The following is a 13,414-nucleotide window of genomic DNA, read 5'->3' as shown; positions in this document are numbered from 1 at the left end:
CTGAGAAGTGGAGTCGACAGCAACAGCGAGCAAAGGGTTCCCCTGCCGCACGACCTGGAGGGCGTACCGTGCACCGCCGGCACAACGGGCTCAGGACCGCCGTACTCCTCGGGGGACTGTCCGCACTCATCATCGTCATCGGAAGCCTCTTCGGTCGTACGGGCCTGATCATCGCGGTCGTCGTCGCCCTCGGCACGAACGCCTACGCATACTGGAACAGCGACAAGCTGGCTCTACGCGCGATGCGCGCCCGTCCGGTCAGCGAGTTCGAGGCGCCGGCGCTCTACCGCATGGTCCGCGAGCTCTCCATGCAGGCTCGCCAGCCGATGCCGCGCCTGTACATCTCCCCGACGGACGCCCCGAACGCCTTCGCGACCGGCCGCAACCCGCGCAACGCGGCCGTGTGCTGCACCGACGGCATCCTCCGCCTGCTCGACGAGCGCGAGCTGCGCGGTGTCATCGGCCATGAGCTGAGCCATGTCTACAACCGCGACATCCTCATCTCGTCGGTCGCCGGCGCCCTCGCCTCCGTGATCATGTTCCTGGTGAACTTCGCCTGGCTGATCCCCATCGGCCGCTCGGACGACGACGACGGCCCCGGCCTCCTCGGCATGCTGCTGATCATGATCCTGGGCCCCCTCGCGGCGTCCCTCATCCAGCTCGCGATCAGCCGCTCCCGGGAGTACGAGGCGGACGCCTCCGGCGCCCAGCTCACCGGTGATCCACTTGCTCTCGCCAGTGCACTTCGCAAACTGGAAACGGGTACGAAGCAGCTTCCGCTGCCCCCCGAGCCCCGGATCGAGACCGCGAGCCACATGATGATCGCGAACCCCTTCCGGCCGGGCCGGGGATTCTCCAAGATGTTCTCGACACATCCGCCGATGGCGGAACGCATCGCCCGACTCGAGAAGATGGCAGGTCCCCCGCAGTGAAGACCGTACTGAACATCATCTGGCTGATCCTCAGCGGCTTCTGGCTCTTCCTCGGCTATCTGTTCGCAGGGTTGCTTCTGTGCATCACGATCATCGGCATCCCGTTCGGGATCGCGTCGTTCCGCATCGGGATCTACGCCCTGTGGCCCTTCGGGTACAGCGCCGTCGAGCGCCGTGACGCGGGCGCGCCCTCCTGCCTGGGCAACATCCTGTGGCTGGTCCTGGCGGGCTGGTGGCTGGCGCTGACGCACATCTTCACCGGCCTCGTCCTGTGCGTCACGATCATCGGCATCCCCTTCGGCATCGCCAACTTCAAACTCGTCCCCGTCTCGCTGATGCCCCTGGGCCGCGAGATCGTCCGCTCCGACCAGCCGTTCGCCCCGTCACGCGCCTACTGAGGCCTGCCCGACGGTTCCCGCCGTCCGGCGCTAGCGCGGCGCGCGGTCCGCCCCCGCGCGCCGACCGAGCCGCCGTACGCCGTACACGGCCGCCCCCAGGCCCAGTATGGCCGCCCCCGCGCCCACCGAGGACGCGGGCAGCGAGAACGCCAGGACGGCGCACCCGGCGAGGCCGACCACCGGCACCACCCGGGCGACGGGCGCCGAACTCAGTGTCCACGCGGACGCGTTGGCGACCGCGTAGTACGCGAGGACACCGAACGACGAGAACCCGATCGCGCCGCGCACGTCCACCGTGGCGGCCAGTACGGCCACCACGGCACCGACGGCCAGCTCCGCCCGGTGCGGCACCTGGAAGCGGGGGTGCACGGCGGCGAGCGCACCGGGCAGATGCCGGTCCCGGGCCATCGCGAGGGTCGTGCGGGAGACCCCCAGAATCAGCGCCAGCAGCGACCCGAGCGCGGCCACGGCGGCCCCCACCCGCACCACGGGCACCATCCCGGGCACCCCGGCCGCCCGTACGGCCTCGGCCAGCGGTGCCGAGGCCGCCCCCAGCCCACCGGACCCCAGCACGGCGAGCGCGGCCACCGCCACGGCCGTGTACACGACCAGCGCGATGCCCAGCGCGAGCGGGATCGCACGCGGGATGGTGCGCGCCGGATCCCGTACCTCCTCACCCAGGGTCGCGATCCGCGCGTAACCGGCGAACGCGAAGAACAGCAGCCCGGCCGCCTGGAGCACGCCACCCAGGCCGCCGGACGTCCCGATGTCCAGCCGCCCGGCGTCGGCCTCGGCGGACCCGAGGCACACCACCACGACGGCGGCGAGGACGGCCAGCACGACGGCCACGATCACCCGCGTGAGCCAGGCCGACTTCTGCACCCCGCCGTAGTTCACGGCTGTCAGCGCCACCACGGCCGCCACCGCGACGGCGTGCGCCTGCCCCGGCCACACGTACGCCCCCACGGTCAGCGCCATCGCCGCGCACGAGGCCGTCTTGCCGACGACGAACGCCCAGCCGGCCAGATACCCCCAGAACTCCCCGAGCCGCTCGCGCCCGTACACGTAGGTGCCGCCCGACGCCGGATACACGGCCGCCAGCCGCGCCGACGACATCGCGTTGCAGTACGCGACGACCGCCGCGATCCCGAGTCCGAGGAGCAGCCCCGACCCGGCGGCGCGCGCCGCCGGGCCCAGCGCCGCGAAGATGCCCGCGCCGACCATCGCCCCGAGCCCGACGACGACCGCGTCGCCGACCCCGAGCGTGCGGCGCAGCCCGGTGCCCGATCCGCCTTGTGTCATGCGCCGCACCCTACTGATCAGCGCAACCACCAGGTGTCATGCGGGCGTCCTGACGGACAACAAGGGCAGGACAGACAGCGGGCACGGCCGGATCACCCGGCCGCTGTGGGGGGAAACACAGCACAGGTACGGCACGAAAGGGCAGGTGCACGGCATGAGCATCATCGGCTGGATCGTTCTGGGGCTGTTGGCCGGCGCCATCGCCAAGTTCCTGCTGCCGGGCCGGGACCCGGGCGGCTTCATCGTCACGACCCTCATCGGCGTGGCGGGCGCCTTCATCGGCGGCTGGATCTCCGCCCGCTGGCTGGACCACCCGATCTCCGAGAACTTCTACGACGGCGCCACCTGGGCCGCCGCGATCGGCGGTTCCCTGGTCCTGCTGATCGCCTACCGCATCCTGTTCGGCCACTCCCGCCGCTGACCGCGCCTCACCCGCACAAGGGGTGGGCGCCGGGCGACCCCGCCCGGCGCCCACCCCTCGTCGTACGGGCTCTGGCTACCGCTCGTCACCGGTAGTTGACGAACTGCACCGCGAAGTCGAAGTCCTTGCCCTTGAGCAGGGCGATCACGGCCTGGAGGTCGTCGCGGCTCTTGGAGCTGACGCGGAGCTCGTCGCCCTGGACCTGGGCCTTGACGCCCTTGGGACCCTCGTCACGAATGATCTTCGCCACCTTCTTGGCGTTCTCCTGGGAGATGCCCTCCTCGATCGACGCGAAGATCTTGTACTCCTTGCCGGACAGCTGGGGCTCACCCGCGTCCAGCGACTTCAGGGAGATCCCGCGCTTGATCAGCTTGGACTGGAAGACGTCGAGGATGGCCTTCACCCGGTCCTCGCTGTTCGCCTCCATGAGGATCTTCTCGCCGGACCACGAGATCGAGGCGCCGACGCCCTTGAAGTCGTAGCGCTGGGAGATCTCCTTGGCGGCCTGGTTGAGGGCGTTGTCGACCTCCTGCCGCTCGACCTTCGAGACGATGTCGAAACTGGAGTCGGCCATGTGCTGTGGCTCCTTGTATCGGTGTATCGGGAGGCGACAAGCCTAGCCACACCGCCCCCGGGAGCACTGATCAATCAGGTGGCGAAGCACCCCCGAGCATCAGGTATCGTTTACGACGTCGCCACGGAGCGCCGCCGAAAAGCGGTTCGAAGGACGACGAATCCCAGGCGGTGTGCCCGAGTGGCCAATGGGAGCGGACTGTAAATCCGTCGGCTTAGCCTACCCAGGTTCGAATCCTGGCGCCGCCACGTGGAAAAGACGGCCCCTGAGCTGCGAAAACGCAGCGCAGGGGCCGTCTGTGTGTGCGGCGAGAGACGGGTGGACTGTCTCACCGTGCCTCGCACTTTCTCGCTCTCTACCAGTAGTTCTGGACGGGGCGTGGACGGGGATTTCAGCCCCGACCAGGGGTTATGGGGGTGGTGTGGGGTCAGCCGTCCAGACGGGCGGAGATCTTCGCGTTGGCGGCATCGTCCCCGCCCCGTAGGAACTTGGCGTACACCCGGAAGAGGACGGCCACACTGTGTCCGGCGCGGGCCGCAACGATCTGCGGTTCCACTCCAGCGCTGAGCCACGTGGACACGGCCGTGTGTCGAAGATCATATGGACGCTTGGCAAGCTTCGTCGCGCACTCCTGCGGACTCAGCACCTCTTGCCGAGCATTCGCCCACACTTCGCCATAGCCACTCTCCTGCACCATGCCGCCGCGCGCCGTACGGAACAGCCGGCCGTCGGGGGCGACCCCGTGGACGGTGATGTGCCACCGCAGGAGTGCCACGAGCCGGGGCGGGATGGGCACGGGCCGAACGGCCTTGCGGGAACGGTGCTTGAGCCCCTTCTGGTCGTGAGCCTCGCCGGAGTCAGTCCACGGTCGGCCGGCTCGCGGACGGCTTTCGCGGAGCATGATCCGGCCCCATCCGCGACGGGGCAGATGAACGTCGGACACCAGCAGACCGACCGTTTCGCCGGGGCGTGCGGCTGAGTAGAGGATGCAGCCGAAGAACGCTTCCAGGTGGCGCCCGCGGGCCCCCTGCGCGCGCACGCCGGCCAAGAGCCGTTCCGCCAACTCCGGATCAGGCACGCACTCGGGGTCGACTTCCTCGTCTACCTTCTCGGGGGCCTTCCACTGGAGTGCGTGCATGGGGTTCTCTGCCAGCATCTCGGCGTCGACTGCGTAGCCGAGTGCCTGATGGAAGATGGCTCGCTTCCTGGCTATCACGGACCCTGCGGAGGTCTTCCCGTCCATCCGCTTGGAGCAGGCGTTCAGGGCGCGACGCACCAGCATCTTTTCCGAGAGGGCCGAAACGGGGAGCGACTTCCGCTCGAACCACGCCAGTACTTCCTTCACGTCCGGCGGGGGTTCCTCGTCCCACCGCTTGACGTTGAAGGCCCAGCTATAGAGCGCGCGCCGCACGAGACGGTGATCGGCCATGCCCCGTGTGTCCTTGACGATGATGGGGGTCACGGTGGCCATGGCCTCGGCGAGGTTCTTGCGGGTGGTCGCGGGGGAGTGGTCCCACTTCATCTCGATGTAGTCCCGAGCGTGCTGGTACCAGGGAATGTCTTTCTCCTTCTGGACCATCGACTTGGGCAACCCGCTCTCCACGTCGAACGGTTCGCCCTCGCGCGTCGCCGTGACGAGTTGGGCCCGCCTGCTTTCGGCGAGCCCAGAGGTAAGGAACGACTCCGAGTGCGGACGGGTGCCGACCTGCCAACGGAGCTGATAGGGCTTGCGGTACGGCCGCTTGCGAATGGCCCAGATTCGTACGGTGTAGCTCCACTCGGTCACGCAACCTCCAGGTCGTTCAGGAACGCGTCGAGGACGCTGCGGCGCATGCGGAGGTGGCCGTTCGGGAGCCGGCGGACTTCCGGGGCGTAGCCACGGTTTCGCCAGCGGTAGTAAGTGGCGCGGGTTATGCCGATTTCGTCGAGAGCGTCGGACAGCGGAACCCACTCGTCAGCAGGGGCGCGGCGCCGACGGGAAGCGGCAGTCACGGTGAGATCTCCTGAGAGTCGAAGCGTGCAGGAGTACGGGGCTCTTGGCCCCCTCTGGGAAGTCCGCTACCTCCGCTACCTCCGCTACCTCGCAGGTCAGGGGCCTGCTGGAGGTAGCGGATGGGGGTAGCGGTAGCGGATGAGTAGCGTTGGGGTAGCGGCTCGCGCGGCGTTTGCCGCTACCCCGTTACTGCTGGTCAGACCATGTTTTCGGTGCCGGGTAGCGGAGGTAGCGGATTCTCCGGGGGTGGGGGGCAGTAGCGCTGCCAGGCGTCGTGGAGATCGGTGGCGTAGTAGCCCTTGAGGACGCTTCCGCCGGTCTTGATGTTGCGGGGCGCGATGGGGTCGCCGTCGGTGGTGACGTACTCGGAGAGCATTCGGGAGAGTCGCCGGTTGTCGAGCGGCTTGCCGTTCAGATCGGCCCATGGGGCGTCGTCGAGGGCGTTGAGCCGGTCGAGTATCGCGACCGTGGGAAGGCGGTCGATGCCGCTCATCACGTGGTCGCGCAGATCGGTGAGCAGGCGGATACCGATGCTGCCCTTGTCGTTGATCTGCGAGGCCTTGACCAGCGTCAGGCACGCTTCCCGGGCCCGCTTCGGCCAGTCCCCGCCGGCCGCGTCCGCGATCGCGATGAGCGGTTCCCACACGTCGGCGGGCCGGTCGGCGACGCCGTCGGGCATCTCCGGGAACACGTCCGTGACCTGCTTCTGAACGGTTTCGGCCCACTTGGCGAGCAGGTCTCGGAGTTGGTTGCCCTCGCGCACGTGGATGCGAGTGCGGAACTGTTCGACCTTTTCGTTGCGGGCCCGGCGGCGCATGCGGATGATGACGGAGCGGGTCATGATCGTGTCGGGGAGGTTGCCGAGTCCGGCGACAGCGACGGCGCAGTACGCAGGGAACCCCTGTACCTGCTGGTTGGCGCCGTCTCCCACGCACCGGTACATCTCCCGCCCGCGTGTGTGGCCGGCGTTGATGAACCCCCGGAGCTGTTCGTTCTCGCCTGCCTTCGGCCCGAAGATCGTGTCGATCTCGTCGAAGAGGATCGTGGGCCGCCCTCCGTCGACACCGGACACGGACCGGAAGAGCGCTGCGGCGGACGCGTCCACGGCGGCCATGGAGCGCGGCACGAGCGTTTCGACGACTTCCAGTGCCCGCGACTTCCCCGACCCCGGCTCGGGGGACAGGAACGCGAGCCGGGGGGTGGAGTCGAACGCGTCGAGCAGGTGGGCGTGCGCGTCCCACAGCGTGACGGCGACGTAGGCGGCTTCGGTGGGGAAGACGTTGAAGCGGCGGTGGAAGGCTTCGACGTGGTTGAGCAGCGCGGCCCCGTCGATGGCGGGTGTGGTGGGGGTCGCCTCACTCATGCGGCGGTCCTCCCTTTCTGGGAGCTCCCGAGCAGGCGTGGCCTGCTGCGGGTCGGGGGGAAGAGCTGAAAGGACGGCCTTGCGGCCGTCGTCCCTCTTGCCACGGCCCAAGCCGTTGGCCGGGGCATGCGGGCGCGGTCGGCTGGTCGGTGGGGTGGGAGGCTTTTCAGGGGCGGGGCGGGTGTTCACGCGGCCTCCCGGGGCCGGGCGGTGCGGATCGACCACTCCAGGGCGCTGCGGATGGTGGCCCGGCACTCGGTGGCCGTGAGTCCGGCCGCCTCCCCCGCCCCCTGAAAAGCCTCCTCGACCCGGTCTCGGGTGATCTCGCCCCAAGCGACGAACCGCCCCAGGGCGCGGGCGCCCGCCAACAGCCGCTCGTTACGCCCGCCCTCCTTGCTTCCCCGGACGGCTTCCGTCTCGCGTTCGAGGGCGACCTCGGCTCGGCGGGTTCCCTGTCCGGGGATCAGGAGTGGGGCGGACACCGTGGCGGGCCTGGACGGCTCGACAAGCAGCGCGGCGACCCAGGGCGGCAGCGGGGCCACGGGGCTGTTGTCGGTGACCTCGTAGGCGCCCTGGGGGGTGGTGCTGCCGGGGGCGACGACGTAGCCGCCCCACGCGCGGGTGTCGATGTGCGGTCCGAGCCGGTTGACGCTGTTCCTCAACCGGCCGCCAGCCGGGGCGGTGAAGTACAGGTGACAACCCCCGCTCGGGGTCCGCACCCGGTACGTGGCCGGAAGGGTCTTGCCGGCGCGCTCGCAGAGCGCCTGCAACGAAGCGGCGCCGTCAGGCGCTCCTTCTTCCTCTTCCGGCTTGCACACGTCCAGGTCAATCACGAGCAGACTGGCCGGCCCGGTCGCGATGCCGACGTTGTAGCGCCGTTGCGCCCATGCGGCCTGGATCAGCTCGGGCGCGAGGGTGGCGCGTTGCTCGGGGGTGCGGTGGCCGCCCTGGCAGCGCCCGGTGCCGGGGCACGAGCGTTCGGGGTGTCCGGCAGGGCGCTTGGTGCCGGGGTGCAGGGGGATGACGGGCCAGCCGCGCTCTGCGGAGCACAGCGCGGCGGCGAGCAGATGCAGGCAGCCCAGGTCCACGGCGGGGATGTCGACGACGCTGATGACCTCGCTCATACCTCGCCCCCGTCCTGCGCGGGGCGGGTGCTGGTCGACACGGTGCGGAGCACGCGCTCGCGCCAGCGCATGGCGTAGTCGAAGCAGTTGGCGCAGTTCTTGTGTAGGTGGCCGGGCAGCGGCGGACGCTTGCGGGCGTGGTAGCTCCAGGCGGCGGAGTCAGCCGACGCAAGCAGGTGGCCGACGCGTTCCAGGCCGAGGGTCTTGAAGCCGAAGCCGTGGAGTTTGAAGCCGTGGGCGGCCATGGCGGTGACGATCGCGGCGCCCTGACGGGTGGACTGCAACCGGCACACCGAGCCCAACCCGACCACGGGTTCGGCCCGCAGGTCCACCCCGGCGCTCTCGTACAGCTCCACGCACCGCTCGTATGCCGGCACGTTGTCGCCTTGAAGGACGGGAGCGATGCGCAGGTCCGGGGCGAGGGAGCGCAGTTCGAGGAAGTTGGCGACGGTGCGGCGCTGGTGTTCGGCAACGCTCAGGTGCGTGCCGACGAACACGTTCGGCCCGGCCTTACCGCCATGAATGATCAGGTCCTCGCACATCCAGTCCTGCGGTGCGGCCCAGTCATAGGGGCCCACGTGCTCCCAAATGCGCCGCAGATCCTGCACGTACTGGCGGGGGGTGCGCGTCCAGCGGCCGTTGCGCTGGAGTTCCGAGAACCCGCCGGAGTCCACCGCGTACGGGCCGAGTGCCGGATACAGCTTGGCCGCGTTCACGAAGTGCTCGGACTTCAGGAACAGCGGCTTGTCGGTGAGCTTGACCCAGTGGCGTTTGTGGGTGGTCAGGTAGAACCGCATCCCCGCCGGCGGCGCGGCCGGGAGCTCCTGGCCGGCGCGGGCCAGGGCGTGTGAGTGGGGCTGGGGATGTCCTCGCCCGATGCGGGTGGCTTGCGTCATGCTGGAGACCTCCACAGGTCTGTTGAGGGTCTGGTGGACAAGGGCGGCCCCGCGTTCTTTGGCGAGAGGTGGGGGCCGCCCTTGGCGCAGCTAGAACGGGGGTTCGTCGCTGGACTGCGAGCCGGCCGGAGTGCCGGTCTTGGCCCAGGCGTCGTCACCGGACGGAGCGGACTGCGGGGCCCTGCGGGCGTTGACGGTGACGGTGGTGAAGCGGACGGATGCGCCGATGTCGTCGACCTCGACGGCGAGCATGGAACGCTTGTCGCCCTCGGGGGTGGTCCAGTCGTGCTGCCGCATCCGCCCCGACGCGACCACGCGCGAGCCCTTGGCGAGGCTTTCGGCGACGTGCTCGGCAAGCTGTCGCCAGGCGGCGCAGCGGTAGAAGGCGGTGGTGCCGTCCTTCCACTGGTTGCTGTTGCGGTCGAAGCTGCGCGGGGTCACGGCGATCGTGAACTTCGCGAGCGCGGCGCCGCCCTCGGTGAACTTCAGCTCGGGGTCGTCGGTCAGGTTGCCGACGAGGGTGATGGGGGTCTCTCCGAACGACATGAACGGTCCTTTCGAGGTCAGTGCTTGCGGGTGAGGCGGAGGGTGATGCCGCCGATGCCGAGGGGTCCGGCGGCGGTCGCGATGACGGTGACGGCGTGGGCGGTGGCGTCCAGCAGCGCGCAGACGGCCACGACCAGTCCCCAGCCGCCCATGGCGGCGGCCCCGGCGACGGCGAGCACGGTGAGGATGCGCCGCCACGGGATGCTGGTCGTCGGCGTGGTGGGGTGGACGACGATGACGACGGGGGCTCCGGTGGCGGTGGCGCGGTTGTAGTCGTCGGCGGGGATGTGCGGGGCGAGGTGTCCGGGCGGGTCGCGGTGTGCCATGGGTGTGCTCCCTTCGGAACGCGTACGGGCCCGCACCACAAGGTGTGGTGCGGGCCCGCAGGGGTGTCAGGTGTGGGGTGTCAGGGGGTGTCACGCCGGGGCGTCACGCGTTTCTGACACCGGGTTTGCCTAGGGTTTTGGGTGTCAGACGGCCCTGACGGTGTCAGGCGTCAGGCGGGTGTCAGGCCGCGACCGACAGGGGGACGATGCGCCACCGGCCGGTCGTGTTCGTCTCCCTCAACCGGCCCTCCCGGTACGCCTCCACGAGGCGCTCGGAGACCCAGGGGCGGGAGAGGTTGTGCCGCTCGCACCAGTCCTTGAAGTCCTTCGGACCGACGACCATGCGGCCCTCGGCTTCGAACTCCGCGAGGGCCTCGGCGAACAGCCGGCGCGCTTCCGCCGGCTTCGGCTTGCGGCCGGTGTCCTGCCCGAAGATCGGGGCGTCGTCGCCGGCTTCCGGCTCGGGGAGTTCCGCGTCGGGGTCGATGTCCCTGTCCTCGGGGTCGACCAGCAACCCGCCATGGTCCATCTCGTCCTCCTCTGCGACGGCCCGGAGTACGGCCGGCTGCTGGGTGTCGTCGCCGGGGGTGGGGCGGCCGGTGTAGGCGCGGCCGGCGACGCCGGTTGCGGCTCCGGCGGTGATGGGGTCGGCGGTGGCGCCGTTGCGCTGTGCCCAGGTGGCGAGCTGTTCCATGGTCTTGACCGCGCGGGTGGGGAAGGCGAGGGTGCGGCCCGGTGAGGGGTAGCGGTCCTCGGGGATACCCGGCGAGACGGTGTAGCAGTAGCCGGGGCGCCGGTTGCCCCACGCACCAGGGTGCGCGCCCGCTGCGAGGACTTCGTCCGGGAGGCAGAATCCTTCGTCGCGCGGGTCGCAGCCGAGCGCGATCACGGACGGCAGGGAAGCGCGGGTGGAGGTGGACATCTGGTCGTACGAGGGCCGCTGAAGCGACACGATCAGCGAGATACCGGCCGACCGTGCTTCCTGCGCGATGCCGGTGAACGCGTCGTCCCCGAGCGCGCGGAGGGTGTTGGCGGCTTCCTCGAACCAGGCGACCAGGAACGGCATGCCCTCGCAGCCGCACGCCTGCCGGTCGGAGCGGCACGAGTGCTCCGGGTCGTTCTGCACCCCGGCGGCTTCGGGGACCCACTGGCGGTAGCCGTGGGCACCGAGCCACCGGGTGCGGGCGGGGATGACGGCCTTGACCGTTTCCACCATGACTTCGGTGTCGGTGCCGCCCTCGGCACTCCAGTCCAGGCCCGGCCGGAGCGGGGCGAAGTCCTGGAAGGCTTTCGGGTCGGAGAACCACACGATCACGTCCCGGCGGGACAGGATCTCCGAGAGCAGGTTGAGCGCGGTCTCGCCCTTGCCGGAACCGGTGCCACCCGCGATGAGCAGGTGGGTTGAGTTCCGCTTGGTCTCCGGGTCGCCGGGGAGCCACAGGGTGAGCGGGGCGCCGTCGTCGTAGCGGCCGATGACCAGCGGATCGGCGATCGAACCGCCCAGGTTCGAGGGTCCTTCCCAGTCGACGACGGCGGCGAGCATGTCCTCGGGGACGATGACCAGGTCACCGCGTCGCTCGGAGTCGGGGTCGGCGTGGTAGCGGACGGCGGACTTCGGCAGGTCCAGCGCGGACGCGATCCGGGCCAGTGCCTTGGTGACGTCGTCGTTGGTCTGCTCGCCGGGGTCCAGCGCGAGCGGCGCGGTGACCCGGTTGGGCTCCACCTTCGCCGCCCCCATCTGCGCCCGCGCCAGCCCCACCTTCGCCAGCAGACCAGCATCCGGACTGCCGGTCGCGGCGCCCTCGGGGTTGTGGCGGATGACCATGCGCACGTTCCAGGACAGGGCGAGCGCGGGCCCGCCCATCAGGAACAGATCGTCGACCGGCCCGGCCATCGGTCCCGCCAGGCACGCGGCCGTCAGCCACGCCGTGCCGGCCGCGACGGTGGCGGCGGAGTGGATGCGCCGTCCCTTGGTGGTGGCCTTGCCCATGAGCCAGGTGGCGCCGGTCAGGGCCACGGAGGTGAGGGTGAGGCCGACACCGGCCGCCGCGCTGTCGGGCCAGCGCCAGTGGCCGAGGGCGCCGGCCAGGCCGGTACCGGCCCAGCCGAGCCACGGCGGGATGTGCGGCTTGGCCCGGTGCAGCAGATACGCGCGGACACTGCCGTTCTCCGGTCCGCCCTGCGGCTGCATCAGGTAGCCGGTCATGCCCTCGGGGTGGGTCATCACCGCGTTGTCGTCACGTGCCATGCCGGATCCTCCTTACTGCTGGGTCCAGTCCATGACCGGCTGCTGAGGCTTCCGGGCACGGTGACGGACACGGTTGATCTCTTCCTCGAACTCCTGTTGGAAGACCGAGTAGCAGGAAGCGGCGTTCTTGGCCGCGTCCCGCAGCGCGTCAGCGGACCGCTGCATCTTGCGCGCCACCTTCGCCGCCCGGATCCGCGAGCCGAACGTGCGGCCCTCGGGGTCCGGCACGGCCGCCAGCACCCCCTTCATGATCTCGGCGCCCATCGCGACCTCGATCGACAGCGTCACGGCGGCGGCGCGCAGGGTGTTGCAGTAGTTCCGCACCAGCGCCGGGGAGGTGAACTCCGGCGCGGGAAGCAGCGATTCGGCGCGCGACCGGCCACGGCCCGCACGCGCGGCACCCTTGTTGTTGTTCACGGTGAGGTTGATCGGCGGGACGAATGAGCCGCCCAGGGCGCCGACGAAGCCACCGGCGGCGGCGCCGGCGTTGGTGAACTTGTTGCCCTTGTCCGCGCCGTTGCCGTTGGTCCGGTTGCGGTTGTGGTTGCGGGTCGGGGTTGCCATCAGACGATGCCCTCCAGGTCAGTGCGTGCGGCGGACGACGAGCCAGGTGGTCTGAGCGGCGGCCCAGATGAGCAGCCACAGCACCGGCAGCGGCCCGGCGAGCGGGCCGAACCCTGTGGCCAGAGCCATCCATCCGGCGGTGAGCGTGGCGAGCGCGGCCAGGGCGATGCGCCAGCCGAGTGCGCTGCCGCTCGCCGGGCGGCGACGCTGCATGACCAGGACCCACGCCAGCGGCGCTAGGGCGAGTGGGGCGAGGATGAGACCGGACCACCAGGCGTTCAGGTGCAGGAGACCGGTCGCGACGAACGCGAGGACGGCCAGGCCAGCAGGGGCGAGGCCGCGCCGTCCGGCCCACAGCCCACGGCCGACGAAGCCGAGCGCCTCGCGGGTGAGGGAGGGGCGTTCGGGGACGACGATCACGAACGGCTGGGAGCCGCGTCGTCCGCGTTGGCGGGGGATCTGGACGGTGTGGACGCCCGCCGTGGTCTTCACGCGGCGGGCACGGGTACGGCTGGACACAGCCAATCTCCTTGATCAGACGGGAAGTTGGGGTGGTGTGGTGCGCGAAGAGGAAGCTCACCGGGTCTGCCGCGCCGGGTCTGCGAACGTGCCGCTCGCCGGGGCTCACCGGGTCTGCTTCACTGGTGTCGACTGCTTCCGGCAGTCGCAACGAGGGCCAGCCCACTTTCCCTGGGCTGGCCCTCATTGATGTGTGCCGGACGATGCG

General features: G+C 70.2%; 15 protein-coding genes and 1 tRNA gene. 4 read left to right on the top strand and 12 right to left on the bottom strand.

Annotated elements, in window-relative coordinates; translation table 11 throughout:
• Window positions 1–68 precede the first annotated feature (68 nt).
• Together htpX and ACZ52C_RS08675 are read left to right on the top strand one after the other, a co-directional pair.
• A complete protein-coding gene (htpX, locus tag ACZ52C_RS08680) occupies window positions 69–932 on the top strand; it encodes a zinc metalloprotease HtpX (RefSeq protein ID WP_316726313.1) in 864 nt (287 codons plus the stop codon).
• Window positions 929–1,330 carry a YccF domain-containing protein gene (locus ACZ52C_RS08675; protein WP_060883640.1) on the top strand — a complete coding sequence of 134 codons (402 nt, stop codon included), beginning with the start codon at window positions 929–931 and terminating at the stop codon, window positions 1,328–1,330. Before htpX ends, ACZ52C_RS08675 begins: the two co-directional genes overlap by 4 nt.
• A gap of 30 nt (window positions 1,331–1,360) precedes the next feature.
• Here the strand turns inward: ACZ52C_RS08675 and ACZ52C_RS08670 are convergent, their stop codons facing one another.
• A complete protein-coding gene (locus ACZ52C_RS08670; protein WP_469074001.1) occupies window positions 1,361–2,632 on the bottom strand; it encodes an APC family permease in 1,272 nt (423 codons plus the stop codon).
• A gap of 154 nt (window positions 2,633–2,786) precedes the next feature.
• Between ACZ52C_RS08670 and ACZ52C_RS08665 the strand changes: the two genes are divergently transcribed.
• Entirely contained in the window at window positions 2,787–3,053 is a 267-nt protein-coding gene (locus ACZ52C_RS08665) for a GlsB/YeaQ/YmgE family stress response membrane protein (RefSeq protein WP_469074000.1), read from the top strand.
• 85 nt (window positions 3,054–3,138) lie between these two features.
• On the opposite strand, the gene ACZ52C_RS08660 is transcribed toward ACZ52C_RS08665, so the two are convergent.
• The gene (locus ACZ52C_RS08660; RefSeq protein WP_215448505.1) at window positions 3,139–3,627 is read right to left on the bottom strand and encodes a YajQ family cyclic di-GMP-binding protein; all 489 of its coding nucleotides are present in this window, start codon (window positions 3,625–3,627) and stop codon (window positions 3,139–3,141) included.
• Window positions 3,628–3,793: 166 nt separating this feature from the next.
• On the opposite strand from ACZ52C_RS08660, the gene ACZ52C_RS08655 reads away from it, so the two are divergent.
• Window positions 3,794–3,875 (top strand) — tRNA-Tyr (locus ACZ52C_RS08655).
• Window positions 3,876–4,054: 179 nt separating this feature from the next.
• On the opposite strand, the gene ACZ52C_RS08650 is transcribed toward ACZ52C_RS08655, so the two are convergent.
• The 10 genes from ACZ52C_RS08650 to ACZ52C_RS08605 form a co-directional block, all read right to left on the bottom strand.
• A complete protein-coding gene (locus ACZ52C_RS08650; RefSeq protein WP_469073999.1) occupies window positions 4,055–5,413 on the bottom strand; it encodes a tyrosine-type recombinase/integrase in 1,359 nt (452 codons plus the stop codon).
• The gene (locus tag ACZ52C_RS08645) at window positions 5,410–5,619 is read right to left on the bottom strand and encodes a helix-turn-helix transcriptional regulator (RefSeq protein ID WP_328223872.1); all 210 of its coding nucleotides are present in this window, start codon (window positions 5,617–5,619) and stop codon (window positions 5,410–5,412) included. Before ACZ52C_RS08645 ends, ACZ52C_RS08650 begins: the two co-directional genes overlap by 4 nt.
• Before the next feature lie 197 nt (window positions 5,620–5,816).
• On the bottom strand, window positions 5,817–6,983 hold the full coding sequence (locus tag ACZ52C_RS08640) for a DUF3631 domain-containing protein (protein ID WP_469073998.1): 1,167 nt from the start codon (window positions 6,981–6,983) through the stop codon (window positions 5,817–5,819).
• Between the two features lie 185 nt (window positions 6,984–7,168).
• The gene (locus ACZ52C_RS08635) at window positions 7,169–8,107 is read right to left on the bottom strand and encodes a bifunctional DNA primase/polymerase (RefSeq protein ID WP_469073997.1); all 939 of its coding nucleotides are present in this window, start codon (window positions 8,105–8,107) and stop codon (window positions 7,169–7,171) included.
• Window positions 8,104–9,003 (bottom strand): deazapurine DNA modification protein DpdA family protein, encoded by a 900-nt coding sequence (locus ACZ52C_RS08630; protein WP_469073996.1) that lies wholly within the window; start codon window positions 9,001–9,003, stop codon window positions 8,104–8,106. The genes ACZ52C_RS08635 and ACZ52C_RS08630 overlap by 4 nt, the downstream gene beginning before the upstream one ends.
• A 90-nt stretch (window positions 9,004–9,093) precedes the next feature.
• Window positions 9,094–9,549 (bottom strand): single-stranded DNA-binding protein, encoded by a 456-nt coding sequence (ssb, locus tag ACZ52C_RS08625; RefSeq protein ID WP_469073995.1) that lies wholly within the window; start codon window positions 9,547–9,549, stop codon window positions 9,094–9,096.
• A 17-nt stretch (window positions 9,550–9,566) separates the two neighbouring features.
• Window positions 9,567–9,875 (bottom strand): hypothetical protein, encoded by a 309-nt coding sequence (locus tag ACZ52C_RS08620; RefSeq protein ID WP_469073994.1) that lies wholly within the window; start codon window positions 9,873–9,875, stop codon window positions 9,567–9,569.
• A 181-nt stretch (window positions 9,876–10,056) separates the two neighbouring features.
• Window positions 10,057–12,081 (bottom strand): plasmid transfer protein TraB, encoded by a 2,025-nt coding sequence (gene traB, locus ACZ52C_RS08615; RefSeq protein WP_469074180.1) that lies wholly within the window; start codon window positions 12,079–12,081, stop codon window positions 10,057–10,059.
• Between the two features lie 54 nt (window positions 12,082–12,135).
• Complete coding sequence (gene traA / locus ACZ52C_RS08610) at window positions 12,136–12,687, bottom strand: plasmid transfer protein TraA (RefSeq protein WP_469073993.1); 552 nt, start codon at window positions 12,685–12,687, stop codon at window positions 12,136–12,138.
• Between the two features lie 18 nt (window positions 12,688–12,705).
• Window positions 12,706–13,206, bottom strand: a complete 501-nt coding sequence (locus tag ACZ52C_RS08605; protein ID WP_469073992.1) for a hypothetical protein — start codon at window positions 13,204–13,206, stop codon at window positions 12,706–12,708.
• Window positions 13,207–13,414: the final 208 nt, after the last annotated feature.

The organism is Streptomyces sp. NPDC034049 (assembly GCF_055575575.1).
Note: the sequence above shows the minus strand (reverse complement) of the source record. Positions and strands in the feature narration are given on the sequence as shown.

Excerpts from the sequence above, each read along its gene's own strand:
- ACZ52C_RS08635 (WP_469073997.1), bottom strand. The coding sequence starts at position 8,107 with ATGAGCGAGGTCATCAGCGTCGTCGACATCCCCGCCGTGGACCTGGGC.
- traB (WP_469074180.1), bottom strand. The coding sequence starts at position 12,081 with ATGACCGGCTACCTGATGCAGCCGCAGGGCGGACCGGAGAACGGCAGT.
- ssb (WP_469073995.1), bottom strand. The coding sequence starts at position 9,549 with ATGTCGTTCGGAGAGACCCCCATCACCCTCGTCGGCAACCTGACCGAC.
- ACZ52C_RS08630 (WP_469073996.1), bottom strand. The coding sequence starts at position 9,003 with ATGACGCAAGCCACCCGCATCGGGCGAGGACATCCCCAGCCCCACTCA.
- ACZ52C_RS08665 (WP_469074000.1), top strand. The coding sequence starts at position 2,787 with ATGAGCATCATCGGCTGGATCGTTCTGGGGCTGTTGGCCGGCGCCATC.
- ACZ52C_RS08670 (WP_469074001.1), bottom strand. The coding sequence starts at position 2,632 with ATGACACAAGGCGGATCGGGCACCGGGCTGCGCCGCACGCTCGGGGTC.
- traA (WP_469073993.1), bottom strand. The coding sequence starts at position 12,687 with ATGGCAACCCCGACCCGCAACCACAACCGCAACCGGACCAACGGCAAC.
- ACZ52C_RS08660 (WP_215448505.1), bottom strand. The coding sequence starts at position 3,627 with ATGGCCGACTCCAGTTTCGACATCGTCTCGAAGGTCGAGCGGCAGGAG.
- ACZ52C_RS08640 (WP_469073998.1), bottom strand. The coding sequence starts at position 6,983 with ATGAGTGAGGCGACCCCCACCACACCCGCCATCGACGGGGCCGCGCTG.
- ACZ52C_RS08620 (WP_469073994.1), bottom strand. The coding sequence starts at position 9,875 with ATGGCACACCGCGACCCGCCCGGACACCTCGCCCCGCACATCCCCGCC.